Origin of the sequence: Nocardia sp. NPDC005978, from assembly GCF_040614455.1 — a bacterium.
Classification (GTDB): domain Bacteria; phylum Actinomycetota; class Actinomycetes; order Mycobacteriales; family Mycobacteriaceae; genus Nocardia.
Genome location: NZ_JBEXUS010000123.1, coordinates 1 through 22,789, shown reverse-complemented (window position 1 = coordinate 22,789; position 22,789 = coordinate 1). Strand labels below are relative to the sequence as shown.

Below are 22,789 nucleotides of genomic sequence, written 5' to 3'. Positions count from 1 at the left end.
GCGATCCCGCTGCGCCCGATCCTGCTGCCGGCCGACCCCGCCGCCGCCGTGACGGTCCTGCGCCACGCGGTCGAGCGCGCGCACACCGGCGCGGAGGCCATCGCTCCGGTCACGAACGCCGAACAGGCGCGGGCACTTCCGGCCGAGGTGCCGGCCACCACCGCGGCGGTCCTGTCCACCTCCGGTTCCAGTGGCGAACCGAAGCGAACCCTGTTGTCCCGCAACGCCCTGCTGGCCTCGAGCCGGGCCACGGCCGCGCGCCTGGGCGGCCCCGGCGACTGGCTGCTCTGCCTGCCCGCGGGGTACGTCGCGGGGTTCCAGGTGATCTCGCGGGCGGCGCTGGGCGGCACCGCGGTCGCGACACTGCCGGACGGGCACTTCGACAGCGCCGCCTTCGCCGCGGCCGCCGCCCGCATGACCGGGGACCGTCGATACACCTCGCTGGTGCCCACCCAGGTCACCCGGCTGCTCGCCGACGTTCAGGGCCGCGCGGCGCTCGCGACCTTCGACACCGTCCTGATCGGCGGGGCGCGACTCGACCCGGGCACCGAACGCCGGTTGCGCGCGGTGACCACGGCCGTGGTCACCTACGGCATGACCGAGACCTGCGGCGGCTGCGTGTACGACGGTCGTCCGCTCGACGGCGTGCTGGTGCGAATCGTGGACGGGCTCATCCACATCGGCGGCCCGGTGCTGGCCGACGGCTACCTGGATCATCCCGACGGCGGCGGCTTCTACCGCGAGGGCGACCGGCACTGGTATCGCACGGCCGACCGCGGCCACTGGGACGGTGAGCGTCTCGTCCCCACCGGCCGCGTCGACGACCTCATCAACACCGGCGGGGTCAAGGTGTCGGCCGTGGCGATCGAACGCGAACTCAGCGAAGTGCCCTGGGTGGAGACCGCCGTGGTCCTGGCCCTCCCGGACAGCGAGTGGGGCGAGGTGGTCGCCGCGTATGTCGTTCCCCGCCAAACCGTTTCGGCCCCGGACCCCGACGCCCTGCGCGCCGTCGTCCGCGAACGACTCGGCCGGGCCGCGGTCCCCAAACACCTGGTTGTCGACCCCGACCTCCCGCTGCTCCCGAACTCCAAGATCGACCGCCGCGCAGTGCGCGACCGCCTGACCGCCGCGGCCGGTCCACGCCGTGCGTGAGCCCACCCGTGCTCGCCGAGGCGCGGCAGCCCGGACTCCAGTCAGTTGCGCACGTGACAACTCGGCCGCGACGTCCAGCACCCGCAACCGCACGGCCGGCCCGCTAAGCCACCCCGCCGCAGTCACCCGCGCACATCGCCACCCGGTTGCCGCACCCGGCACTCACCGCCGTGCGGCCCGGCCGGTCGGTCCCCACCATCCTCCCGCCGAGCCGACCGGCACACATCTCCCTCCGGCCCAACCGGCCGACACACACCACCTTCCGGCCCAGCCGGTCAACACACTCCGCAGTGCCGCCGGGCTCACCCATACACGGCCTTCCAGCCCGGCCGGGCTCGAGCGGCGTCGTGCGTGACGCCGTAATCGTCGGGGCGGTGCGGACGCCGATCGGGCGCGGGAAGCCGGGCGGGGCGCTCGAGGGGGTGCATCCGGTCGACCTGATGGCGCACAGTCTGCGGGCACTGGCCGAGCGGACGGGAGTCGACCCGGCGGTGATCGACGAGGTCATCGGCGGAGTGGTGAGCCAGGTCGGTGAGCAGGCCACCAACGTGACCCGCCGCGCGGCGCTGGCCGCGGGGTTCCCGGAGTCGGTGCCCGCCAGCACGATCGACCGCCAGTGCAGCGCGAGTCAGCAGGCACTGCGTTTCGCCGCGCACGCGGTGATCGCGGGCGACTGCGACGTCGTGATCGCCGCCGGGGTGGAATCGGTGAGCCGCATCCCCATGGGCACCAGTCTGCTGGATGCGGACAATCTCACCGGATCGGCGTTCCTCGAACGCTATCCGCAGGGCGTGCCGTGGCAGGGCATCAGCGCCGAACTCATCACCGCGCGATGGGGATTGAGCCGCGCCCAGTTGGACGACTACGCCCTCGAGAGTCACCGGCGCGCGGCCGAGGCGAGCAAGAACGGCCTGTTCGATGCCGAATCGACCCCGCCCATCCTGGGCCTGTCCGTCGACGAGAACATCCGATTCGACAGCACCGCAGCGGAATTGAGCGCGCTGCCGCCCTCGTTCCGCAACGAGGCGGTCGCCCGGCGCTTCCCGGAGATCCGCTGGCACGTGACCGCCGGCAACGCGAGCAGGCTCGGCGACGGCAGCGCCGCGGTCATGGTGACCACCACCGAGCACGCCCGCCGGCTCGGGCTCACGCCGCTGGCCCGCATTCGCAGCCATATCGCCATCGGCGACGACCCGTTCCTCATGCTCACGGCCGTGGTGCCCGCCACCGAGAAGGTGCTCGAGCGAACGGGATTGCGCCTGAACGACATCGACCTGATGGAGGTCAACGAGGCGTACGCGGGCGTCGTGCTGGCGTGGGCGCGCGAGACGGGAGCCGATCTCGCCCGGGTGAACGTGCACGGCGGCGCGATCTCGCTCGGGCATCCCCTCGGCGCGAGCGGGGTCCGCATCACCGCCACACTGGTGCACGCGCTGCGCGCACGCGGCGCGCGCTACGGCCTGCAGACCATGTGCGAATCCGGCGGTCAGGCCAATGCCATGATCCTGGAGGCGCTCTAGGCCGGTCCGGCTAGCTGGTGGCCAGCGCCGGAATCGGCAGGGTCTGCACCCACTCGCGAGCCAGATCCTGCGGCTTGACCTCGGACGAGAAGTCGTGCCGCGCATGCTCGCCGACCTGGATCGCACCGCGCTCGGCGAGCTTCTCGGCCGCGATCTCCCCGCCCTTGTTGAAGGCGTCGCCGTAGATCGTGTCCCCCAGCCCGAAGAGCGCGAACCGCAACCCGGTCAGGTCGCACGCGTCGGCGTCGAGGATGTCGAAGAAAGGCTCCGCGCCGGTGGGTAGTTCACCGTCGCCCGCCGTCGAGCACACGACGATGTGGAAGTCGCTCACGTCGAGATCGCCGGGGTCGAAATCCATCATGTCGAACACCGAGACATCGTGGGCCGACAGCTCATCGGCGATGACCCCCGCGACGAGTTCGGAAGTCCCCAGTTCGGACCCGAACAGAATGACGACGCGCACGCACAGCTCCCTTCAAGGTTCGTAAGCCTAACCTAACCTATCGTGTCGAGAACGGGTATGAACAGCGCCACGTCACCACGGCGCGCGTGTCGCGCCCGCGGGCCCGACACGGCAAACCGGCCCGCGTCATCACGGTTCACCGCGCCGGGGCGTGATGCCGAACCGGCCCATCGATGCGCCGGACGCCCCGGCCGGTCGCCGGCAGCCCGCGTGCGTCAGATCGTCTTGATCGCGCCGCCGTCGGCCAAATAGTCGGCGCCGGTGAGGTTTCCCGATACCGGCGAGGCCAGGAACGCGACGAGCGCCGCGGTCTCCTCGGGCTCGGTCAGGCGGCCGGTGGTGATCCCCATGTGGTGCGGCGCTCGATCGAGGAACTCCTCCAGCGACAACCCCTGTTGCGCAGCGACATCGGCGGCGTACCCCTGCGGATCGGACCAATTCCGGGTTCGGGTCGGACCGGGCGAGACCGTGAGCGCCCGCAAACCCTGCGCCCCGAACTCCTCGGCGAGGGCCTTGGTGAGGTTGTTCAACGCGGCTTTGGCGGTGCCGTAATCGACCGGATGGTAGGCCGCACGCGCTCCGATGGACGAGATGTTGATGATGACGCCGCGCCGGTTCAGCAGACTGGGCAACGCCGCACGGGTCACCCGCACGGCGCTGAAGAGATTCAGTTCGAACGTGCGCTGCCAGGCGTCGTCGGTGAGGGTCAGGAAACCGGTCGAGTCGGCGCTCCCCGACACGACACCGCCCACATTGTTGACCAGTACGTCGATGTCGCCGAGGGTCTCGAGCGCCCGCTCGATCAGCGCACGGGCCCCTTCGGGCCGGGCCAGGTCGACCGGCACCGGAGTGCACGCGTCACCCAGTTCGCTCAGCTCCGGTGTCACCGTGCGCGACGCAGCGACCACGCGGACGCCCTCGGACGCCAGCGCCCGCACGATCTCGAGGCCGATACCCTTGCTCGCGCCGGTCACGACGGCGGTCTTGCCCTGAAGTCGAAGATCCATCACAGTCCTATCTGGAACTACAGTTACAAAATTTGGGTACGAGTCGACCCGGGGTGGATTCGAACCGGCTCAGAGCGCGCGCATCGCCATCTCCACCAATCCGGCCCTGCGCTCCGGCCGGGGATCGGCCTTCGCGAGCACTCGCATGCCGTTGATGGTGGCCAGCAGGAAGTTCGCCGCGGCGTCGGGATCCACCTCGGCCGCGAACTCGCCGGACCGCCGGCCCTCGTCGATCGCGCCCCGGAACGCCTCGTGCTGCCGATCGAATATCCGGCGCACGAGCAGATTCACGATCTCGTCGTCGGAGATCTCGACCGCGGTATTGGTGGCCAGGCACCCGCGCCGCTCGGTGTCCGCGGCACCCGCTTCCAGCACGAGATGCAATGCCGCACGCACTCGTTCGCGCGGCGAACCGGGTCCGTCGAGCACCTCGATCACCCGCACGGTTTCCCCGGCCTGATACCGCCGCAACGCCCGCTCGAACAGATCGCGCTTGCCCGCGAAAGCGTTGTACAGACTCCCCCGGCCGATCCCGAGCGCGTCGACGAGATCCTGCGGCGTGGTTCGCGCGTACCCCTTGCGCCAGAACACCTGCATCGCCTGCTCGACGGCGACATCGGGATCGAAACTCTTGGCGCGGGGCATGACCCGACAGTAGATATTTTGTAACCTCAGGTCAAATATCGACCGCGCGCCCGGCCCGGTGCGGCCCAGCACCCTGCGGGCCAGCACCCCGCGGGCCTGCGCCCGTAGCGCCCAGGACTGGCGCTCGATCGAGGCCGGGCAGCGCCGCCGCCCGGGATGCCCGCGCGCATGGAGTTCGCCCGCGGCCTATCGTCTGGCCATGGCCATCGGACAAGCAGTTGATGTCAGCACCCCCGACGGCGTCGCGGACGCCTACTTCACCCGGCCCGGCGGCGGGGACGCACACCCGGGCGTACTGCTCTACATGGACGCCTTCGGGATTCGGCCGAACCTGTGCGCCATGGCCGACCGGATCGCGGACCACGGCTACGCCGTCCTCGCGCCGAACCTCTTCTACCGCAACGGCCGCGCCCCCGTGGTGGCACTGCCCGAGTTCATCGCGAACTCGGATCGTCCGGCACTTTTCGCCGACCTCGTCCCGATGATCGCCGCCTTGACCCCCGAGGTCGCCGCGCGCGATGCCGCCGCGCACCTCGACTGGCTCGCGAGCGCGCCCGAGGTCGCGGACGGACCGGTGGCCATCACCGGCTACTGCCTGGGCGGCCGGCTGGCCTTCGTGGCCGCCGCCGCGCACGGTGATCGGATCGCCGCGGCGGCGAGCTTTCACGGGGGCCGGCTGGCGACGGACGCGCCGGCCAGCCCGCACCTGCGCGCGGCGGGCGTCACCGCCGAGCTGTACTTCGCGCACGCCGATCAGGACCCCTCGATGACCACCGAGAACATCGCGACCCTCGAGTCCACGCTCAGCGAGCACGGCATCCGGTACACCAGCGAGCTGTATTCCGGCGCCGAGCACGGCTTCACCCAGGCCGACACCGAAACCTACGACGAGCCCGCGGCCGAACGACACTGGACCGCGCTGCTGGATCTGCTCGGCCGCGCGCTGCCGGGCAAGCCCTGAACTCGCCGAGGTCCGATTTGTTCAAGACCGCCTCCGCACCCCGGGCTACGGTTCACCCATGAGCATTCAATTTGACGTGGTCAGCGTGGTTGTTTCGGATATGGGTGCGGCCGTGGCGTTCTACGAGCGGCTCGGGATGACATTCGAGGAGGGTGCGGCGGACCTGCCGCACGCGGAGGCGCAACTGCCCGGCGGAATGCGGTTCGCGCTGGACACCGAGGCGACGATTCGGTCGTTCCAGCCGGAATGGCAGGCCGTGAAGGGCGGCGGCCGGGTGGGTCTGGCGTTCCGTTGCGAGTCGCCCGCGGGAGTCGATGCCACGTTCGAGGAACTGACCGCGGCGGGGTACGAGAGCGAGCTGAAGCCCTTCGACGCGTTCTGGGGTCAGCGGTACGCGGTGGTGCTGGATCCCGATGGGAACGGCGTCGATCTGTATGCGGCGCTGGGGTAATCGCGACCTAGCGGCCGAGCAACCGCGTCAGCGGCATTCCGGTCAAGGCCCGGACGTCCCGGGACAGATGCGGTTGATCGGCGTAGCCGGCTCGGAATGCCGCCTCTGCCAAGGGAACACCGGCGCGGGCGAGTTCGAGCGCGCGTTGCATGCGCAGGATGCGGGACAGGGTCTTCGGGCCGTACCCGAAGGCGTCCAGGCAGATTCGGTGCAGATGCCGCGGGGTCAGCTCGAACAGCGCCGCGGTGTCGGCCGCGCTCGCACCCGCGGCCAATTCGGTGACGGTGCGGCCCAGGATGGGGTTCGCGGGGTCGGCTTCGCCGGCGCACCAGCGCGCGATGGATTCCAGACCCGCTTCGGCGGTCGGCGCTGCCCCGAACAGATCGCGGGCGCGCCGGAATTTGTCGCGCGTCCACAGCTCCGCGAGTTCGACCCGGACATCGCGCACCTCACGGGCCGGAACTCCCAGTAGCCCGGGCGCGGTGCCGGGATAGAAACGGATGCCCGTCACCCGGGTCGCCGGGCCCGCGCTCGGCGCTTGTGCCCGGGAATCGGGTCCCGCCACCACGAGCCGGTCGGCGATGACGAGCAGATCCATACAGCCGTCGGGCAGGATCGGGGTGCTCGATCCGGGCGCGATGTCGCGGGTCCACACCACCGCGCCCGCGATCTCCGACGCTCGTTCCCGATAGCCGTTCGGCAGGTCGGTCTCGGACTCCGCCGCCGGTGGGCGCGCCTGAATACCGCTGCCGGACAGTGCTTTCGGCGCCGCGCGTGCGGTTGACGCGACATCGCCCGCAACGCGCTGCCGCACCTCGCGCCGCAGCCGGGTGGTGGTCATCAGTCCTTGCGAACCACTCGCTCGGGCTGACCGGGTTTCCAGATGGTGACCTCCATATGCTTGCCGTCGATCAGTTCGACCGCCGAGCCGCCGGTGATGTCCGCGGCGTAGAAATGGTCGAACTTCTCCTCGCGGAAGTCCATGCCGGTCTCCTGGAACAGGGTCTCCAGCCAGCGCCCGCGCACGCCCTCGTCCAGCACGTCGTGCACCGTGCCGAACAGCTTGGCATCGCCGTCGCCGACCTGCGTATCGACCGTGGCCGTGTGCAGGCAGAAACGCGGATCGCGTTCGAGATCCTTGAACTTGGTGGTGCCGGGCATGCCCACGAGCCACAGCTGTCCCTCGAAGACGCGGGGTTCGAGGGGGCTGATGCGCGGGGAACCGTCCGCACGGGAGGTGCCGAGCATGCAGAGGTTGCCGGTCGCGGCGTGCCGGCGGGTGAAGATGGTCGAAATACGGGGCGCGGACTCAACGAACTCGGACCAGGACGTCATTCGTTCGACCGTACTCGCGCGGTCCGACAGATTCGGGCCTCGCGCCCGATCAGCTCAGCAGGCCGTCGGCCAGACGCGCCCAGTCAGCGAGGACCTGTTTGCGGCGCACCCGGTCCCGGCCGACCATTTCGTCCAGGGTCGCGCCGCGCACCAGATTGATGGTGAGCCAGAACGCCGATTCCAGCCGGGGGCGCGGGACGTCGATGCGCGCCGCGCAGGCGTCGAGCAGTTCGACGGTCAGATCGTGCTGGACGCGCAGCATCTCGCGGCGCAGCTCGCGTTCGTTGGCGATGCCGACGTACAGCTCCACCGACGCCTTGCCGAGCTTGCCGGCGAACGGCGCGATCACCAGTTCGACCAGGGTCTCCCCCGCCGAGACCGGTGCGAGCCCGCGGACCCGCCGCTGCAGCGCCTCGCGCTGGCGCTGGGTGAGATGGTCGATGGTCTGGGCGAACAGCTCCTGCCGGGTGTGGAAGTGGTGCAGCTGCGCGCCCCTGGTGACCCCGGCGCGCGCGGTGATGTCGGCGATCGAGGCGCTCGCGTAGCCGACCTCGGCCAGGCTGTCGATGGCGGCGTCGAGCAGCAGCGCCCGCGTGCGCAGGCTCTTCTCCTGATGTTTGTTCGGGGGCAGACCGGAAACCACGCGGTCAGTCTAACCAAACCGGAATATTGCGTGCTGTCTTGCACGTAATTGGATGCTGGACGTAATGTGCTGCGCATGCCCGTCGACCGTTTGCTGCCCACCGCCGAAGCCCGCGACCTGATCGAGTTGACCCGCGATATCGCGGACAAGGTGCTCGAACCGCACGCCGCGGAATACGAGAAGCAGGAGCGCTATCCCGAGGAGGCGTTCGCGGCGCTGGGGGCGGCGGGGCTGCTGAGCCTGCCGTATCCGGAGGAGTTCGGCGGGGGCGGGCAACCGTACGAGGTGTATCTGCAGGTGCTCGAGGAGCTGGGCGCGCGCTGGGCGGCGGTCGCGGTGGCGGTGAGCGTGCACGGGTTGTCGTGCCATCCATTGTTCGCGTACGGCACCGCTGAGCAGAGGCAGCGCTGGCTGCCGGAGATGTTGTCCGGCAACCTGATCGGCGCGTACAGCCTGTCCGAGGCGCATGCGGGCTCGGACGCGGCGGCGCTGCGCTGCCGGGCGGTGGAATCGGCCGAGGGGTACCGCGTCACCGGCACCAAGGCGTGGATCACCAACGGCGGCAAGGCCGATTACTACACGCTGTTCGCCCGCACCGGCGAGGGTTCGCGCGGGATCTCCTGCTTCCTGGTCCCGGCCGACGCGCCCGGTCTCACCTTCGGCAGGCCCGAGGAGAAGATGGGCCTGCGCGCGGTCCCCACGACCAACGCCGCGTACGACGATGTCCTCGTCGCGGCCGATCGCCGGATCGGCGAGCCCGGCCAGGGTTTGTCGATCGCCTTCAGCGCCCTGGACTCGGGCCGGCTCGGCATCGCGGCCGTCGCGACCGGCATCGCCCAGCGCGCCCTGGACGACGCGGTCGCCTACGCCAAGGAGCGAGAAGCGTTCGGGCGCGCCATCATCGACCACCAGGGCCTGGGTTTCGTGCTGGCCGACATGGCCGCGGCGGTCGACTCCGCCCGCGCCACCTACCTGGACGCTGCTCGCCGCCGCGACGCCGGCCTGCCCTACTCCCGCCAGGCCAGCGTGGCGAAGCTGGTGGCGACCGACGCCGCCATGAAGGTCACCACCGACGCGGTCCAGGTCCTGGGCGGCTACGGCTACACCCAGGACTTCCCCGTCGAGCGCTACATGCGCGAAGCCAAGATCACCCAGATCTTCGAGGGCACCAACCAGATCCAGCGCCTGGTGATCGCGCGCGGTCTGGCCGCCGACTGAGCTATCCGCGCTTCTCGACCGGGTAGCTCAGGTGGGTCACGCGCTCACCCGGGGTGATCCGTGGATTGCCGAACTCGTGCGGGCCCGCCCCGATCCGGTCGAAGAACGGGACGCCGCCGCCCAGCAGCACCGGGACGAGGTCGATGCGGACCTCGTCGAGCAGGCCGAGCTCGAGGCACTGCTTGGCGATGGTTCCGCCGTTGACCGCGACGTCCTTGGGTCCCGCGATAGCTTTGGCCTGCTCGATGGCGGCGGCGACGCCGTCGGTGACGAAGGTGAACGGGGCGGCCGGGTGATCGGCTATCCAGCTTTCCGGCCGATGGTGGGTGACCACGACGATCGGCTTGTCGAACGGGTGCACGCCGCCCCAGCCGTCGGTGAGGTCGAACAACCTGCGCCCGACTACGTAAACGCCCGCGCCGGACACGCTTTCGGCCAGGTAGGCGTGGTCGGCGGGGGTGAGCCGGAAGGGAACCTCCGGGTGCGTGCTCGGGTAGTCGACGTCCCCGGCGGTGTACCAGGCGAAGAGCTGCTCGAAGCCGCTCTCCCCCGGCCCCGCGATATATCCGTCGAGCGACATGCTCGCGTCGGTGACCACCTTGCTCATGCTGCCTCCTGCGTCGGTCGTTGGAACGACTGTCAACAGTGCAGACCGCGCGCGGCGGCCGAATTCATCGGTGCCGATGGTCCTCGGCCGGTAGGCCGCCGCTCAGCTGACGAGGGTCAACAGCTCATCGAGGCTGAGCTTGCCGTCGCGGTTGAGGTCGGCCCGGGCGATGATCGCCAGCGCGGCCTGCTTGGCGGCCTCGTTCGAGAATCCGTACGCCTCCACCGCCGTCGTGTACTCCTCGAGGCTGATGAACCCGTCGCCGTTCGTGTCGACCTTGGCGAACACGGCTTTGGCTTCCGCAACAGTAAATCCACCCATGACCCACTCCTTCACACGTCCAACAGCCGTTTTCGGCCACCGAAGTATCGCATCCGTTCTCCCCCAACACCCCTCACACCTGCCGATACGGTCCTGTCCCTGCCCCATCCCGAATTCGATTGCACGGAACGGCACACGATGCACGATCACACTCCATGCACGCCGATCACTCCGGCCACGTCATCTACAAGGACGGATACGCCATCAAGCTCCGCCGAGAGTTCGAATGGGATGCCGGCATCGGCCCGGACGCGCGTGAACGCGACACTGCGGACAGTGCCATAGCCGCGATCCTCGAACTGACCCGGGAATTGATCGAGCCGCTCGAATTCGGGATCACGAAATCCGTGCTCTACGAACAGGACAGCTGCTGGTTCGATCGCGAGTCGCCACTCGATGAGAGCCACTGGTACCTCAAACTTCCGCTGCGCGAAGCCAGTCCGGCCTGGACCAACGCCATCGTGGTCGACGCCGCGCGGATCGACGGGGCCGCCATGCGGGCGGCGGTCGAGACACTGCTCACCACGCCGTGCGGCCTCGAACCGGGCCAGTGGCCATCGTGGACGGAGATCTATCTCTACGAAAACCTGGCGCGGGTACCCGATGATTCGCTGCCCGGGCCCGGCGGTCACCTCATAGTCGACGACCACGACAACAGGCACGACGACCTGCGTGTACCCCTTCACGAACTCCGCGACGCCGTCTGGACCGGATCACCCGGCCTCGGGCACTGGTCCCCGATTGCTGTGCGGTTGAACAGGGACCTGTTCTCGGGCAGTTTCGATGGCGTCCACTACACCTCTGTCGTTCTCACGGTCGACGTGCACTGGTCCCTGTGGTGGGAACCCGGATCCGCCGGTCGCAGAGTGCTCGATCGAGCCATGGACGCTCTGCGCCGAGCCGGTCGGCAGGAGTCCGACTGAATCTCCGAAGGCGGATCAGGTGCCCTCTTGGAAGGTGTACCAACGGTCGCGGTAGGGAAAGTAGGAGAAGTAGCCGGAGTAGCGGGGCGGGGGCGCATCGGGGAAGTAGGCCAGGCCGGGGGTGTAGATCTTCTCGGCGCGGAGGTAGAACAGGCAGCCGCCGTCTCGCTTGACCACGTGGTGGATTCGGTAGAGGCCGATCCGGGCGTCATCGGGTTTTTCGCAGGTGGCCGCTACCTGTTCGAGGGCGTTTCTGCTCAGGGACCACCCCAGGTTTTCGGGGACATCGTGGGCGAGCAACGCGATCGAGGACGCGACGGTGACGGGAGCGAGCAGGCTCGGGAGCCAGGTGCGGTAGCGGACGATCCCGATCGTCGTGGTTACCAACCACCAGAGGATCAGGATCAGCAGGACCAGCAGGGCTGTCAGATTGCCCTCGGGCGGGCCTTGCGCGGCGGTGTTCCAGAGAAAGTACAGGCATGTGGCGGCGGTTCCCACGAAGATCGCCAGCGCGTGCTGGGTCCAGCCCGGCGGGACCAGTTGGGCATCGACGCGGCGCGGGGTGCGGTTCGCACGGTCTGGCGTCACGACGTCGGCACCGCCGGAAAACCGGTGTGGCGAGCACGGATTCGCATGGCACTGCCCTCCCCGCCCCGGGTGTGGGGCGCGTTTCGATCTTGGCATGGCGAAGGGTTCGCGGGCGCCCGTCACGACATCCGCGAACCCCTGCTTCCCCTCGGAAGTGCTGCTGCCATCGACCCCCTCTCCGACGGGACGTCCGGTCGTTGAGGCTCAGTTCAGGGTCAGGATCCAGGAACCGTTGCAGCCCTTGCTGGTGTTGCGATCCTCCGAGTAGACCCAGACCCCGTCGGCGTTCGGCTCGTTGTGCACGTTCCAGGTGCCGGACGGCGAGGTGACCACGCGGCCCTTGGAGGTCAGTACCGAGACCTCGTCGGGGGCGAAGGTCCAGCGGCCGGAGTGGGTCGGGTAGTTCAGGGTGATCTCCAGGGTCCGGCCGGTGTGGTTCTGGACCACCAGGCAGGAGCCGGGGTAGCTGGGCTCGGCCGACGCGGGGGCGGCCGTGACGGCTACCGTCGCGAACGCGGCGACGGCCAGGGGGGCCGCGGCGAACGCGGCGAGCTTCGCGGTGCGGGCGGTGGTGAGTGCGGTTCGCATGGCGTTCCCCATCTGGATTTCCGGGAGTGGAAGTCTTCTTGGATGGGACGAGGGTAGGGACGGCTACCTTGCGAACGCTTATGGAAACCTTGCAGTCCGTGCGAGCGGCCCGCGCCGCACGCTCAGGCGCGGTTCGCGACCAGCGTCACCCGGTAGTCGTCGGCCGAGATCCCCCGGTCGGTGCGCCGCGCCGGAGCCAGCTTGCGCACGTCGATCCGATAGCCCTCGACCGTCACCCCGGTATTGGGGTTGAGTTGCAGTTCCTGCCGCGACTCGCCCGCACCCGCGGTCACCGTCACGACGATCGTCGCCGTTCCCGCCCAGACGCAGTCGACGTCCTCCGGGCACCGGCTGTCCCCGGTCACCTCGTCGAACCGCACGCGCAGCCGCTTCTCGTCGGCGACCGCGACGTCCCGGGGCGCGAGCGTGAACTCCGCACCGAGTGCCACGTTCTCGATACCCGGCTCACCCGGCGCCGGATCCGGGTCCCCGCACCCGGCCACCGCCAGCACCGGCACGGCCAGCATTCCCCACCACATTCGACGCACAGCGACCATGCCACCGAACTGTAGGCGCGGGATTCGATCCGGGTGATCGCAAAGGTGGTCACGCACCCCCTTTCCGATGTTTGATCTGGACTCCATTCGGTTCGAGTGAGAGGCCCGCACATGTCCGTCGAGAGATTCGCAGAGCCGGCCGCTGACGTGCGGGTGGTCAAACTCGGAGCCCACATCGGCGCGCGCGTCGACGGGGTCCGGCTCGGCGGCGGCCTCGATGCCCCGACCGTGGCCGCGATCCGCGCGGCCCTGAACGAGCACCGGGTCATCTTCTTCCGCGGCCAGGATCACCTCACCGAGGACGGGCAGTACGAGTTCGCCGAACTCCTCGGCGCCCCCACCACCCCGCACCCGACCCTGACCACGGGTGCGAAGAGCCTGGCCATCGACTCCCAGCACGGCCGCTCGAACGTCTGGCACACCGATGTCACCTTCGTGGACCGCGTGCCGCAGGCCTCGATCCTGCGCGCGGTGACCCTGCCCAGCTACGGCGGCTCCACCACGTGGGCCTCCACCGTCGCCGCCTACGAGGCCCTGCCCGAACCGCTCAAGCGGCTGGCCGAGAGCCTGCGGGCCCGGCACACGAACCGCTACGACTACGCGACCGAAGGCCGTGCCTCGGAACAGAACTCGGCCGCCTACCGCCGCGAGTTCGAATCCACCTACTTCGAGACCGAGCACCCGGTGGTCGAGGTGCACCCGGTCACCGGCGAGCGCGCCCTGCTGCTGGGCTGCTTCGTCAAGGAACTCGTCGGCCTGTCCGGCAGCGAGTCGCGCGCCCTGTTCCAGCTGTTCCAGAACCGCATCACCCGCCTCGAGAACACCACCCGCTGGGACTGGCAGCTCGGCGACGTCGCGATCTGGGACAACCGGGCCACCCAGCACTACGCCATCGACGACTACGACGGCGGCGAGCACCGCAAGCTGACCCGCATCACCCTGTCCGGTGAGATTCCGGCCGGAATCGACGGCGCGCGCAGCACGGTGATCGCGGGCGATGCCGGCTACTACTCGGACGCCGAGGCGCCGCGCGCGGCCTGAGCCAACACTCTCGAACAGACCCGGCGGAACACCGCCCGCCGGGCACAAGCCCATAACGGTCCCACCCGGATCGCACGTCACCGGCAAACGACCGGCGAATTTCGACTACTGTCTAACGGCTCGCATGTCCGGTGCAACGCAGACAGGAACCGATCCGGCCCCCGGCCGATGAGGGGAATCCCGTGCATTTGTGGAGCTACATCCGAGGCCGTGGCGAAGTCCTGACCTTTCTGACCTATCAGCACGCGTCCCTGGCCTTCCAAACCGTGCTGGTGGGCACGATCATCGCGGTGCTGGTCGCGGTCGCGGTCTATCGCCTGCCGCTGGCCTCGGCGCTGACGCTGACCTCGAGCCGGGTGGCGCTGACCATTCCCTCGCTCGCCCTGCTGGCCCTGCTGCTGGTCCCGTTCGGATTGGGGGTGGTGCCCTCGTTCATCATGCTGGCGTTCTTCGCGATGCTGCCGGTGATCGGCAACGCCATCGTGGGCCTGCGGTCGGTGCCCGAGTCGGTGGTGGAATCCGCGCGCGGCATCGGCCTCTCGCGCCGGCGCATCCTGCTGACGGTGGAGTTGCCCATCGCGTGGCCGGTCATTCTCACGGGCATCCGGGTGTCGACGCAGATGGTGGTCGGCGTCGCCGCGATCGTCGCGTACGTGCTCGGCCCGGGCCTGGGCTCGCTCATCTTCAACGGCCTGTCCCGCCTCGGCGGCGCGAACGCCCTCGAATCCGCGCTCACCGGAACCATTCTCATCGTCCTGATCGCGTTGGTGTTCGACGCGCTCCTCGTCCTCCTCGGACGTCTCACCATCCCGAAGGGTCTGGCATGACCGAGTTGACCGACCGGCCGCTTCCGGCGGAACGCAATGTGACCGGCGCGTCCATCCGACTGGACGGGGTCGTCAAACGCTATCGGGGACAGGACACACCGGCCGTGAAGCGGCTGGACCTCGAGATCGAGGCCGGTCACATCGTCGCGTTCGTCGGCCCGTCCGGCTGCGGCAAGACGACCACGCTCAAGATGATCAACCGCCTGATCGAGCCGACCGAAGGCCGGATTCTCATCGACGGGCGCGATGTCACCAAGGAGGATCCCGACCGGCTGCGGCAGTCGATCGGGTACGTCATCCAGTCCGGCGGCCTGTTCCCGCACTGGACGGTGGCCAAGAACATCGGCGCGATTCCGCGCGTGCTCGGCTGGGACAAGAAGCGGATCGCCGAGCGCACCGAATACCTGCTGGATCTGGTCGGATTGGATCCCGCGGTGTTCGCGGACCGGCTGCCCAAGGACATGTCCGGCGGCCAGCAGCAACGCGTCGGCGTGGCCCGCGCGCTGGCCGCCGACCCGCCGGTGCTGCTGATGGACGAGCCGTTCGGCGCGGTCGACCCCATCACCCGGGTTCGCCTGCAGGACAGCCTGATCGCGATCCAGCACGAGCTGGGCAAGACCATCGTCATCGTCACCCACGATTTCGAGGAAGCCACCAAACTCGGGGACAAGGTGCTCATCCTGTCCGAGGGCGGGCACGTCGAGCAGTACGCGACCCCGGAGGAGATCCTCACCGACCCGGCGACGCCGTTCGTGCAGGAATTCGTCGGCTCCGGAGCCAAACTCGCGTATCTGACGGTGTCCCGGGTGCGAGATGTGGAGTACGACAGGGTGATCACCGCCCGGATCGGCGAATCGTCGCGGGAGGTGATCGCCCGGGCCGAGGCAGCGGGGCACAGCTGGATCGTGGTGGTCGACCGGCACGGACGGCCGCGCTCGTGGCCCTCGCTCACCGAAGTCGCCACCAAACCCGAGGTGTCGGACTTCCTCGATCGCCGGCTGCCGGTGGTGGCGCGGTCCTCGACGCTCAACGACGCCCTGGACGCCATGCTCGCGACCAGTCAGGGCGCGACGCTGGTCACCGACGGGCGCGGCGCGGTGGTGGGCTCGCTCAGTATCGACTCGGTGACCGAGCTGATCCGCACCAAGCTCGCCGAGGGCCATCCCGAGATCGAGGATCTGTCGTACGAAACCTATGTCGACGGCACCGATCCCGCGCCGACCCCGGTGGTGGCGGCCGCGGACGAGCCCGGATCACTCGCGGACGCCAACCGCGCGGCCGCCGAGCCGGATCCGGTCCCCGACTCGGATGAGCGCTCATGAATCGATTGCGCCGCCTGCCGATCGACGTCTGGTTCGAGCCGATCATCATTCTCACCATCGGGATCGGCTACCTGCTGTGGTATCGGTCCACGACCTTCACCTCCACCGAGCAGGCTTCGCTGGCCTGGTCGAATCTGCAGACCACGATTCTGGCGCACATCAAGCTGACCGTGGTGGCGACGTTGATCGTGGTGGCGGTGGCGATTCCACTCGGCATCGCGCTGACGCGGCCGGGGCTCAAGCGGTTCGAGCCGATCGCGGTGAACATCGCCAATATCGGCCAGGCTGCCCCGGCGGTGGGGTTGCTGGTGCTGTTCACCTTCTGGCTCGGTACCGGATTCCGCACCGCCGTGGTCGGTTTGGTGGTGTACGCGATCCTGCCGATTCTGCAGAACACGATCGTGGGGTTGCGGCAGGTGGATCAGCGCACCATCGAGGCCGCGCGCGGTATCGGATTCTCGGGCGCGCGCACGCTGTTTCAGGTCGAGCTGCCACTGGCGGTGCCGGTGATCCTCAACGGCGTGCGCACCGCGCTGGTCATTCTGGTCGGCACGGCGACGCTGAGCACCTTCATCGGCGCGACCAGCCTCGGCACGCTCATCACCACCGGCGTCACGCTGTTCCTACCCAAACTGCTGATCTCCGGCGCGATTCTGGTCGGCCTGCTGGCGTTGATCATCGATTGGCTGGGCAGGCTGGTCGAGCTGGCCGCGACTCCGCGAGGTGTGTCATGAGGTCGGTACGGGCCGGATCGCTGGCGCTGCTGGTGGTGGCGCTGCTGGCGGGCTGCGGGTTGGTGAGTTCGTCCGGCACGTTCCACGATGCGACGCTGCCGGGTGGCGAAAAGCCCTTGGACGGAGCCGAACTCGTCGTCACCTCGAAGAGCTTCACCGAGGGCGTGCTGCTCGGCAAGATCACCGCGACCTATCTGGCCGCGGCCGGGGCCAAGGTCACCGATCTGACCGGGGCTCCCGGTTCGGCGTCCTCGCGTCAGGCCCAGCTCAACGGCGACGCGGACATCCTGTGGGAGTACACCGGCACCGGCTGGGTGAACTACCACAACGAGACCGAGATCATCGCCGACCCGCAGGAGCTGTGGCAGCGGGTGCACGACATCGAGCTGCGCGAGAACGATCTGGAGTGGCTGCCGCCCTCGAACTTCAACGACACCTACGCGTTCGCGGCCTCGGGCCCCACCGCCGAACGCCTGGGGGTGAAGTCGCTCTCGGACGTCGCCGCCCTCCCGGTGGGCGACCGCACGTTCTGCGTGGACGACGAGTTCTTCAGCCGCTCCGACGGATTCCTGCCGATGCTCGCCAAATACGGCATCCCCTACAACGAGCCGAACGGCGTCCCCGCCGCGAACGTCACCCGCATGGACGCGGGCGTGGTCTATCCCGCCACCGCCAAGAGCGCCCCCTGCAATTTCGGCATGGTCTACACCACCGACGGCCGGGTGAAGAACCTCTCGCTGACGGTCCTGGACGACGACAAGAAGTTCTTCCTCCCCTACAGCGGTACCGCGGTGGTCCGCGAGCCGGTCATTGCCGAGTACCCGGTCCTGCGAACCCTGCTCGGGACCCTCTCCGAACGCCTCACCGACCAACTGATGCAGGACCTGAACGGCCGCGTGGACATAGACGGCGAGGACCCCTCCGACGTCGCCTACGACTGGCTGAAGAGCGAAAACCTGGTCGAGTAGCCGGGCCGCGCACCCGACCGATCACACCGTCGCCTCGCGCACCGGCATCGTCGGCGACCCGCTCGAATTCCGTGCGCGGCCGGGCTGTTTCAGAACGGGCGGCTCATTTTGCTGACCAGCCAGCGGTTGTCGGGTTGTTCCTCGAGGGTGGCCAGGAACGTCACCGTCAGGACGCGGGCATCGGGGGAGTTGCCGGACGTCAGGGAATGTTCCACCGAGACCAGGGCCTCGGCGGTGCGGGCGCCGAACGAGGTCAGGCCGCAGTGGGGAGCCTCGGCGGGGTGGCTGCGGCCGCGGGTGGCGGCTATCTCGCTGCGGCGGAAGGGCGCGATCTCGCTGACCTCCTCGCGCCAGTCGCCGGTGGCCGCGGCCAGGATCCCGGCGAAGTACCTGTCGAGGTCGGTGTAGTCGTAGGTCGCGAGCAGGACCGCGAAATCGCAGGCCGCGCGTTTGGCCGCAGCGCGGCGGGCGTCGGTCTCGGCCGTTTCCGAGAGCTGCTGCCGCAGATCGGCAATCGTGCCGTCGCGGGTCTCGGCGGTGTCGTCGGCGGTGGTGTACAGCAGGAAGAACCCGCCCGCGCCCAGCACGCACAGCACCGCCAGCGCGGCCGAGACGATCGAGACGAGCACCGGGGTCCGGGACCCGGGGCGGGGATACGACGGCTGGGACGGTGACGCGTTCCCGGGCAGGGACACGGGGCTCCCCCTCTTCTCGGCTGTGCCGAGATGCTATCGGTAACTGCGTCGCTCACGGGTGCGGAGTGGCGGACGGGTGATACTGCTGCGATGACGGGCGCGGAGAAACAGGCCGGGGACGACCCGGTTCCGGCGTGGGCACGGCGTACGGCCGGAGAGTCACGGCTGTGGGCGACCGCGGCGGTGGTGGCGCTGCTGGTGCTGCAGTTCTTCCTGCCGGACCGGTTCACCCCCGGCCCCCGCTGGATCGTGCCCGCCGTGGGATTCGTGCTGCTGGCCGGACTGATCATCGCCAGCCCCATCCGCCTCGATCGCGAGGAAATCTGGTTCCGCCGTTTCAGTTTGCTGCAGATGGCCCTGCTCGGTTTCAGCATGATCTGGGCCGTGGTCGAGCTGGTGCTCGGTCTCATCGACGGTTCGGTCAGCAAGGACGCCGCCGGCCTGCTGGCCGCCGGCGCCGCGGTGTGGATGTCGAACGTGCTCGTCTTCGCGCTCTGGTACTGGGAACTCGACCGCGGCGGCCCGGCCGCGCGCGCCCATCACCGCCGGCCGTATCCCGATTTCCTGTTCGTGCAGATGCAGAACCCGGACCTGGCCGACCCGGAGTGGACTCCGGAGTTCCCGGACTACCTGTATCTGTCGTTCACCAACGCCACCGCGTTCAGCCCCACCGACGTGATGCCGATGTCCCGCTACGCGAAGGCGCTCATGGCGATGCAATCCGGAATCGCCCTGGTCACCATGAGTCTGGTCATCGCCCGCGCGGTGAACGTATTCAACTAGCCGGTGCGCCGAAACTCAGCGGTTGATCCACATGTCCAGCAGCACGAGCACCACCGCGACGGCCACCAGGACCGCGGTCAGGGTCATGGACTGCCCGATGGTCATGCAGATGCCGGCCGCCATGAACAGCGCCAGCACCGGCGCCCATACGAAGGCGTCCGGGGCGCCCAGCGCCCGCTTCTTGGCCGCCGCACCGCCCGATCGCGGCGCTCCCGCGCGCGGTGCGGGTCCGCCCGCGCGCTGTGCTCCGGCGTACTCGCCCTGACGACGTACGGAACCTCGCTCCGATGTACTCACCTGCGCGACATTACAATTCGTTCGCCGCGGGCGCGCGCCGGGGGCCGGATTGCCCGGCAAACCCGCAGCGTATCGCGGTGCGGGCCACCGCGCGGCCGGGCACCGGCGGGCGATGCCCGCCCACCGAGCGGGCCGAGCCGGTCAGCGCGCCACCGGCCGCTGTGCCGGGCGCGCGGGTAGCTCGCAGCAGCCGACCACGCACGGCACGCCGTTCACGGTGCAGCCCAAACCCGGCATGGCGCTGAGCCGTTCGGGCGCGGCGCCCTCGCGATACTCCTGCACCAGATCCGCGACCATCCGGGCGAACCGCGGACCCGGTCCCGGCGTGGCCGCGCGCGCGAAGGCCATACCGAGTTCGGCCGCACGCTCTTTCGCCTCGTTGTCCAGATCCCAGATCACTTCGAGGTGATCCGAGACGAACCCGACCGGGCAGATCACCACCGCGTCCACGCCCCGCTCCCCCAGCGCGTCGAGGTGATCGACGATGTCGGGCTCGAGCCACGGCACCTGTGGCGGCCCCGACCGCGACTGCCACACCACGTCGTAGTCGTCGAACCCCGTTGCCGCGGCGCACAATCGCGCGGATTCGGCGACCTGACGGCTGTAGAGCGCCCGCTCCCCGGGCGGGCCGGAGGCGTCATCGGCCGAGACCGGGATCGAATGCGCGGTGAACACCAGCCGCGCCCCCGCCCGCCGGTCGGCCGGCAGCGACTCCACGGCCGCGCGGATACCGTCCGCGAACGCCTCGATCAGCAGCGGATGGTCGTAGTACTGCCGCAATTTCACCAGTTCCGGGGCATCGGCGACCGCGGCGCGCGCCCGCACGATGTCCTCGTGATACTGGCGGCAGCCCGAGTACCCGCCCCACGCGGAGGTGGGAAACACCAGCGCCGAGCCGATTCCGTCGGCGCGCATCCGCTCCACGGTCTCCTCGACCATGGGATGCCAGTTGCGATTGCCGAAGTACACCGGCAGATCGATTCCGCGCGAAGCGAATTCGGCTTCGATCGCCTTGATGATGTCCAGGTTCAGCGCGTTGATGGGCGACACCCCGCCGAAGTGCAGATAGTGCTGCGCGACCTCGGCGAGGCGTTCGGGTGGCACGCCCCGGCCCCGAGTGACGTTCTCCAGGAAGGGCATCACGTCTTCGGGGCGCTCCGGGCCGCCGAAGGACAGCAGTAGCAGTGCCTCGACGGCCACGGGTGTCGGTCTCCTTCAGCTCTAGTTGGTGAAGCCGTTTTCCGGGAACCAGGTGTTGTGGCTGGCGCCGCCGTCGACGTAGATGATCGAGCCGGTGGTGCCGGGCAGCCAGTCCGAGAGCAGGGTGACCACGGACTTGGCCACGACCGTCGGGTCGTCGACGTCCCAGCCGATGGGCGAGGCGCCGTCCCAGTAGGTGTTGAGCATGTTCAGCTGCTTGGCATCGTCGGTGGCGGTGCCGGCGATGGCCTTGGCGGCCAGGGTCTTGATGGGGCCCGCGGCGATGAGGTTGGAGCGAATGCGCTTGGCCTCGCCCACTTCCCGCGCCACGTAGCGGTTGACCGACTCGAGCGCGGCCTTGGCCACACCCATCCAGTTGTAGAACGGCATGGCGGTGCGCGGATCGAAGTCCATGCCCACGATCGAGCCGCCCTCGTTCATGGCGGGCAGCACGGCGCGGGCCAGGGAGGCGTAGCTCCAGGCCGAGATCTCGAAGGCCTTGGCGGCATCCGGGCCGGGCGCGTCCAGGAACGGCTTGGCCTCGGGGCCCATGAGGGTACGCGGGGCGAAGGCGATGGAGTGCAGCACGCCGTCCACGCCCTCGGGCGCGAGCTCGCGAACCTTGTCGGCCAGCTCGCCCAGGTTCTCCTCGCTGGTGATGTCGAGGGGAATGGCCGGGGGCACCTCCTGCGGCAGGCGCTTGGCGATCCGGTCGATCAGCCGCAGCCGCTCCGGAATACCGGTGATGATCACCTTGGCGCCCTGCTCCTGCGCGACCGCGGCCGCGTGGAAGGCGATGGAGGAATCGGTGATGATCCCGGTGATGAGTACTGTCTTGCCTTCGAGCAATCCACCCATGGGTTGGTCGGTTCTCCTCGTTTGAAGTGCGTGGTCGGGAATTCGGAGCGCAGAGCTAGCCGAGCGAGATGCTCAGTGGCCCATGCCCATTCCGCCGTCGACGGGAATGATCGCGCCGGAGATGTAGGAGGCGTCGTCCGAGGCCAGGAAGCTGATCACGCCGGCGACGTCCTCGGCCTGGCCGATGCGGCCGGCCGGAATGAACTCGAGCGCCTTCTCGCGCATCTCCGGGGTCATGTCCTCGCGGGTCATGTCGGTGTCGATCAAGCCCGGGGCCACCACGTTCGCGGTGATGTTGCGCTTGCCGACCTCGCGGGTGATGGCGCGGGCCATGCCGACCAGGCCGGACTTGGCGGCGGCGTAGTTGACCTGGCCGGGCGCGCCGATCTGGCCGACGACCGAGCCGAGGAAGATCACGCGACCCCAGCGGCCCTTGAGCATATTGCGGTTGGCGCGCTGGGCCACTCGCCACGCACCGGTCAGGTTGGCGTCGATGACGTTGGTGAACGCCTCTTCGCTCATCCGCATGAACAGGGTGTTCTCCACGATGCCCGCGTTGGCCACGACGACCTCGACGGGACCCTGCTTCGCCTCGACCTCGGCGAAGGCCGCGTCGACCGAAGCCGCGTCGGTCACATCGCATTTGACCGCGAGCAGACCTTCGGGCGCGCCCGAGCCGCGATGGGTGACGGCGACCTTGTGCCCGTCGGCGAGAAGGCGCTGGGCAACCGCGAGACCGATTCCGCGATTGCCGCCCGTAACCAGTACCGACCTGGATGTGTTCGACATGCCGTAGAACTTATCGGGTGCCGTTCCCTTTGCCTACATTGGGGCGAGGAATTCCTCTCCCCCGGCGCGGGCCGCGACACCCTACCTCGAGCGAGGCGAACCCCAGGTCAGCGACATGATCTCGCATTTCTGAAACAGATGCTATTCAAACCGCTAGGATGCCTCGATTGTCTTGAATACCCGCTTGTGAATGATCATGAGAATCCGCGCGATCGACCGTGAATACGACGAGCGTTAGGGATCCACATCATGAGCACCCAACAGCTGTCCCGCGAGGCCGCGCCCGCTACCGAACG

Annotated in this window: 28 protein-coding genes; 12 read left to right on the top strand and 16 right to left on the bottom strand. The window is 69.0% G+C overall.

Annotated features, from left to right (window positions below; all coding sequences use genetic code 11):
- A partial coding sequence (locus ABZ319_RS34615) for an AMP-binding protein (RefSeq protein ID WP_354990773.1) occupies window positions 1–1,152 on the top strand: 1,152 nt, incomplete at its 5' end.
- A 347-nt stretch (window positions 1,153–1,499) separates the two neighbouring features.
- Complete coding sequence (locus ABZ319_RS34610) at window positions 1,500–2,672, top strand: thiolase family protein (RefSeq protein ID WP_354990772.1); 1,173 nt, start codon at window positions 1,500–1,502, stop codon at window positions 2,670–2,672.
- A 10-nt stretch (window positions 2,673–2,682) separates the two neighbouring features.
- Here ABZ319_RS34610 and ABZ319_RS34605 read toward each other — a convergent pair whose 3' ends face one another.
- The 3 genes from ABZ319_RS34605 to ABZ319_RS34595 form a co-directional block, all read right to left on the bottom strand.
- The gene (locus ABZ319_RS34605) at window positions 2,683–3,135 is read right to left on the bottom strand and encodes a flavodoxin family protein (protein WP_354990771.1); all 453 of its coding nucleotides are present in this window, start codon (window positions 3,133–3,135) and stop codon (window positions 2,683–2,685) included.
- A gap of 215 nt (window positions 3,136–3,350) precedes the next feature.
- The gene (locus ABZ319_RS34600; RefSeq protein WP_354990770.1) at window positions 3,351–4,142 is read right to left on the bottom strand and encodes an SDR family oxidoreductase; all 792 of its coding nucleotides are present in this window, start codon (window positions 4,140–4,142) and stop codon (window positions 3,351–3,353) included.
- A 69-nt stretch (window positions 4,143–4,211) separates the two neighbouring features.
- Entirely contained in the window at window positions 4,212–4,787 is a 576-nt protein-coding gene (locus ABZ319_RS34595; RefSeq protein WP_354990769.1) for a TetR/AcrR family transcriptional regulator, read from the bottom strand.
- Between the two features lie 199 nt (window positions 4,788–4,986).
- Between ABZ319_RS34595 and ABZ319_RS34590 the strand changes: the two genes are divergently transcribed.
- Both ABZ319_RS34590 and ABZ319_RS34585 read left to right on the top strand, forming a co-directional pair.
- The gene (locus tag ABZ319_RS34590) at window positions 4,987–5,748 is read left to right on the top strand and encodes a dienelactone hydrolase family protein (RefSeq protein ID WP_354990768.1); all 762 of its coding nucleotides are present in this window, start codon (window positions 4,987–4,989) and stop codon (window positions 5,746–5,748) included.
- 58 nt (window positions 5,749–5,806) lie between these two features.
- A complete protein-coding gene (locus ABZ319_RS34585) occupies window positions 5,807–6,199 on the top strand; it encodes a VOC family protein (RefSeq protein WP_354990767.1) in 393 nt (130 codons plus the stop codon).
- Between the two features lie 7 nt (window positions 6,200–6,206).
- Here ABZ319_RS34585 and ABZ319_RS34580 read toward each other — a convergent pair whose 3' ends face one another.
- From ABZ319_RS34580 to ABZ319_RS34570, 3 genes are read right to left on the bottom strand one after another with little or no spacing between them, the layout of a single operon-like run.
- The gene (locus ABZ319_RS34580; protein ID WP_354990766.1) at window positions 6,207–7,040 is read right to left on the bottom strand and encodes a helix-turn-helix domain-containing protein; all 834 of its coding nucleotides are present in this window, start codon (window positions 7,038–7,040) and stop codon (window positions 6,207–6,209) included.
- On the bottom strand, window positions 7,040–7,534 hold the full coding sequence (locus ABZ319_RS34575; protein ID WP_354990765.1) for a pyridoxamine 5'-phosphate oxidase family protein: 495 nt from the start codon (window positions 7,532–7,534) through the stop codon (window positions 7,040–7,042). Before ABZ319_RS34575 ends, ABZ319_RS34580 begins: the two co-directional genes overlap by 1 nt.
- 49 nt (window positions 7,535–7,583) lie before the next feature.
- Window positions 7,584–8,177, bottom strand: coding sequence for a TetR family transcriptional regulator (locus ABZ319_RS34570; protein WP_354990764.1), 594 nt, complete (start codon window positions 8,175–8,177; stop codon window positions 7,584–7,586).
- A gap of 75 nt (window positions 8,178–8,252) precedes the next feature.
- On the opposite strand from ABZ319_RS34570, the gene ABZ319_RS34565 reads away from it, so the two are divergent.
- A complete protein-coding gene (locus ABZ319_RS34565; protein ID WP_354990763.1) occupies window positions 8,253–9,395 on the top strand; it encodes an acyl-CoA dehydrogenase family protein in 1,143 nt (380 codons plus the stop codon).
- Between the two features lies 1 nt (window position 9,396).
- On the opposite strand, the gene ABZ319_RS34560 is transcribed toward ABZ319_RS34565, so the two are convergent.
- Together ABZ319_RS34560 and ABZ319_RS34555 are read right to left on the bottom strand one after the other, a co-directional pair.
- Window positions 9,397–10,002 (bottom strand): dihydrofolate reductase family protein, encoded by a 606-nt coding sequence (locus ABZ319_RS34560; protein WP_354990762.1) that lies wholly within the window; start codon window positions 10,000–10,002, stop codon window positions 9,397–9,399.
- Window positions 10,003–10,104: 102 nt separating this feature from the next.
- On the bottom strand, window positions 10,105–10,323 hold the full coding sequence (locus ABZ319_RS34555; protein WP_354990761.1) for an EF-hand domain-containing protein: 219 nt from the start codon (window positions 10,321–10,323) through the stop codon (window positions 10,105–10,107).
- Between the two features lie 155 nt (window positions 10,324–10,478).
- Here ABZ319_RS34555 and ABZ319_RS34550 point away from each other — a divergent pair, with 155 nt between their 5' ends.
- Window positions 10,479–11,246 carry a hypothetical protein gene (locus ABZ319_RS34550; RefSeq protein ID WP_354990760.1) on the top strand — a complete coding sequence of 256 codons (768 nt, stop codon included), beginning with the start codon at window positions 10,479–10,481 and terminating at the stop codon, window positions 11,244–11,246.
- A 15-nt stretch (window positions 11,247–11,261) separates the two neighbouring features.
- On the opposite strand, the gene ABZ319_RS34545 is transcribed toward ABZ319_RS34550, so the two are convergent.
- The 3 genes from ABZ319_RS34545 to ABZ319_RS34535 all read right to left on the bottom strand — a co-directional run bounded on the left by ABZ319_RS34545 (window position 11,262) and on the right by ABZ319_RS34535 (window position 12,979).
- The gene (locus tag ABZ319_RS34545; RefSeq protein ID WP_354990759.1) at window positions 11,262–11,834 is read right to left on the bottom strand and encodes a hypothetical protein; all 573 of its coding nucleotides are present in this window, start codon (window positions 11,832–11,834) and stop codon (window positions 11,262–11,264) included.
- A gap of 204 nt (window positions 11,835–12,038) precedes the next feature.
- The gene (locus ABZ319_RS34540) at window positions 12,039–12,422 is read right to left on the bottom strand and encodes a hypothetical protein (RefSeq protein ID WP_354990758.1); all 384 of its coding nucleotides are present in this window, start codon (window positions 12,420–12,422) and stop codon (window positions 12,039–12,041) included.
- A 122-nt stretch (window positions 12,423–12,544) separates the two neighbouring features.
- Complete coding sequence (locus ABZ319_RS34535) at window positions 12,545–12,979, bottom strand: hypothetical protein (RefSeq protein ID WP_354990757.1); 435 nt, start codon at window positions 12,977–12,979, stop codon at window positions 12,545–12,547.
- 111 nt (window positions 12,980–13,090) lie between these two features.
- Here ABZ319_RS34535 and ABZ319_RS34530 point away from each other — a divergent pair, with 111 nt between their 5' ends.
- The 5 genes from ABZ319_RS34530 to ABZ319_RS34510 all read left to right on the top strand — a co-directional run bounded on the left by ABZ319_RS34530 (window position 13,091) and on the right by ABZ319_RS34510 (window position 17,871).
- Complete coding sequence (locus tag ABZ319_RS34530; protein WP_354990756.1) at window positions 13,091–14,020, top strand: TauD/TfdA family dioxygenase; 930 nt, start codon at window positions 13,091–13,093, stop codon at window positions 14,018–14,020.
- Between the two features lie 182 nt (window positions 14,021–14,202).
- A complete protein-coding gene (locus ABZ319_RS34525) occupies window positions 14,203–14,847 on the top strand; it encodes an ABC transporter permease (RefSeq protein WP_354990755.1) in 645 nt (214 codons plus the stop codon).
- Window positions 14,844–16,169 carry an ATP-binding cassette domain-containing protein gene (locus ABZ319_RS34520; protein WP_354990754.1) on the top strand — a complete coding sequence of 442 codons (1,326 nt, stop codon included), beginning with the start codon at window positions 14,844–14,846 and terminating at the stop codon, window positions 16,167–16,169. Before ABZ319_RS34525 ends, ABZ319_RS34520 begins: the two co-directional genes overlap by 4 nt.
- The gene (locus tag ABZ319_RS34515; RefSeq protein ID WP_354990753.1) at window positions 16,166–16,903 is read left to right on the top strand and encodes an ABC transporter permease; all 738 of its coding nucleotides are present in this window, start codon (window positions 16,166–16,168) and stop codon (window positions 16,901–16,903) included. The genes ABZ319_RS34520 and ABZ319_RS34515 overlap by 4 nt, the downstream gene beginning before the upstream one ends.
- Window positions 16,900–17,871: a glycine betaine ABC transporter substrate-binding protein gene (locus ABZ319_RS34510; RefSeq protein WP_354990752.1), complete on the top strand. Its 972-nt coding sequence runs from the start codon at window positions 16,900–16,902 to the stop codon at window positions 17,869–17,871. Before ABZ319_RS34515 ends, ABZ319_RS34510 begins: the two co-directional genes overlap by 4 nt.
- A gap of 89 nt (window positions 17,872–17,960) precedes the next feature.
- Here ABZ319_RS34510 and ABZ319_RS34505 read toward each other — a convergent pair whose 3' ends face one another.
- Window positions 17,961–18,566 carry a hypothetical protein gene (locus ABZ319_RS34505; RefSeq protein WP_354990751.1) on the bottom strand — a complete coding sequence of 202 codons (606 nt, stop codon included), beginning with the start codon at window positions 18,564–18,566 and terminating at the stop codon, window positions 17,961–17,963.
- Window positions 18,567–18,656: 90 nt separating this feature from the next.
- Here ABZ319_RS34505 and ABZ319_RS34500 point away from each other — a divergent pair, with 90 nt between their 5' ends.
- Window positions 18,657–19,349: a hypothetical protein gene (locus tag ABZ319_RS34500; protein ID WP_354990750.1), complete on the top strand. Its 693-nt coding sequence runs from the start codon at window positions 18,657–18,659 to the stop codon at window positions 19,347–19,349.
- A gap of 15 nt (window positions 19,350–19,364) precedes the next feature.
- Here the strand turns inward: ABZ319_RS34500 and ABZ319_RS34495 are convergent, their stop codons facing one another.
- The 4 genes from ABZ319_RS34495 to fabG1 form a co-directional block, all read right to left on the bottom strand.
- Window positions 19,365–19,646: a hypothetical protein gene (locus ABZ319_RS34495; protein WP_354990749.1), complete on the bottom strand. Its 282-nt coding sequence runs from the start codon at window positions 19,644–19,646 to the stop codon at window positions 19,365–19,367.
- Between the two features lie 141 nt (window positions 19,647–19,787).
- On the bottom strand, window positions 19,788–20,846 hold the full coding sequence (locus ABZ319_RS34490; RefSeq protein ID WP_354990748.1) for a ferrochelatase: 1,059 nt from the start codon (window positions 20,844–20,846) through the stop codon (window positions 19,788–19,790).
- Window positions 20,847–20,867: 21 nt separating this feature from the next.
- On the bottom strand, window positions 20,868–21,704 hold the full coding sequence (gene inhA / locus ABZ319_RS34485; RefSeq protein ID WP_354990747.1) for an NADH-dependent enoyl-ACP reductase InhA: 837 nt from the start codon (window positions 21,702–21,704) through the stop codon (window positions 20,868–20,870).
- A gap of 72 nt (window positions 21,705–21,776) precedes the next feature.
- Complete coding sequence (gene fabG1 / locus ABZ319_RS34480) at window positions 21,777–22,493, bottom strand: 3-oxoacyl-ACP reductase FabG1 (protein WP_354990746.1); 717 nt, start codon at window positions 22,491–22,493, stop codon at window positions 21,777–21,779.
- Between the last annotated feature and the right edge of the window lie 296 nt (window positions 22,494–22,789).

What these genes read in the sequence shown, in the direction of transcription:
- ABZ319_RS34600 (WP_354990770.1), bottom strand. Translation starts at nt 4,142, where the DNA reads ATGGATCTTCGACTTCAGGGCAAGACCGCCGTCGTGACCGGCGCGAGC.
- ABZ319_RS34595 (WP_354990769.1), bottom strand. Translation starts at nt 4,787, where the DNA reads ATGCCCCGCGCCAAGAGTTTCGATCCCGATGTCGCCGTCGAGCAGGCG.
- ABZ319_RS34590 (WP_354990768.1), top strand. Translation starts at nt 4,987, where the DNA reads ATGGCCATCGGACAAGCAGTTGATGTCAGCACCCCCGACGGCGTCGCG.
- ABZ319_RS34585 (WP_354990767.1), top strand. Translation starts at nt 5,807, where the DNA reads ATGAGCATTCAATTTGACGTGGTCAGCGTGGTTGTTTCGGATATGGGT.
- ABZ319_RS34580 (WP_354990766.1), bottom strand. Translation starts at nt 7,040, where the DNA reads ATGACCACCACCCGGCTGCGGCGCGAGGTGCGGCAGCGCGTTGCGGGC.
- ABZ319_RS34575 (WP_354990765.1), bottom strand. Translation starts at nt 7,534, where the DNA reads ATGACGTCCTGGTCCGAGTTCGTTGAGTCCGCGCCCCGTATTTCGACC.
- ABZ319_RS34565 (WP_354990763.1), top strand. Translation starts at nt 8,253, where the DNA reads ATGCCCGTCGACCGTTTGCTGCCCACCGCCGAAGCCCGCGACCTGATC.
- ABZ319_RS34560 (WP_354990762.1), bottom strand. Translation starts at nt 10,002, where the DNA reads ATGAGCAAGGTGGTCACCGACGCGAGCATGTCGCTCGACGGATATATC.
- ABZ319_RS34555 (WP_354990761.1), bottom strand. Translation starts at nt 10,323, where the DNA reads ATGGGTGGATTTACTGTTGCGGAAGCCAAAGCCGTGTTCGCCAAGGTC.
- ABZ319_RS34550 (WP_354990760.1), top strand. Translation starts at nt 10,479, where the DNA reads ATGCACGCCGATCACTCCGGCCACGTCATCTACAAGGACGGATACGCC.
- ABZ319_RS34540 (WP_354990758.1), bottom strand. Translation starts at nt 12,422, where the DNA reads ATGCGAACCGCACTCACCACCGCCCGCACCGCGAAGCTCGCCGCGTTC.
- ABZ319_RS34535 (WP_354990757.1), bottom strand. Translation starts at nt 12,979, where the DNA reads ATGGTCGCTGTGCGTCGAATGTGGTGGGGAATGCTGGCCGTGCCGGTG.
- ABZ319_RS34530 (WP_354990756.1), top strand. Translation starts at nt 13,091, where the DNA reads ATGTCCGTCGAGAGATTCGCAGAGCCGGCCGCTGACGTGCGGGTGGTC.
- ABZ319_RS34520 (WP_354990754.1), top strand. Translation starts at nt 14,844, where the DNA reads ATGACCGAGTTGACCGACCGGCCGCTTCCGGCGGAACGCAATGTGACC.
- ABZ319_RS34515 (WP_354990753.1), top strand. Translation starts at nt 16,166, where the DNA reads ATGAATCGATTGCGCCGCCTGCCGATCGACGTCTGGTTCGAGCCGATC.
- ABZ319_RS34510 (WP_354990752.1), top strand. Translation starts at nt 16,900, where the DNA reads ATGAGGTCGGTACGGGCCGGATCGCTGGCGCTGCTGGTGGTGGCGCTG.
- ABZ319_RS34500 (WP_354990750.1), top strand. Translation starts at nt 18,657, where the DNA reads ATGACGGGCGCGGAGAAACAGGCCGGGGACGACCCGGTTCCGGCGTGG.
- inhA (WP_354990747.1), bottom strand. Translation starts at nt 21,704, where the DNA reads ATGGGTGGATTGCTCGAAGGCAAGACAGTACTCATCACCGGGATCATC.
- fabG1 (WP_354990746.1), bottom strand. Translation starts at nt 22,493, where the DNA reads ATGTCGAACACATCCAGGTCGGTACTGGTTACGGGCGGCAATCGCGGA.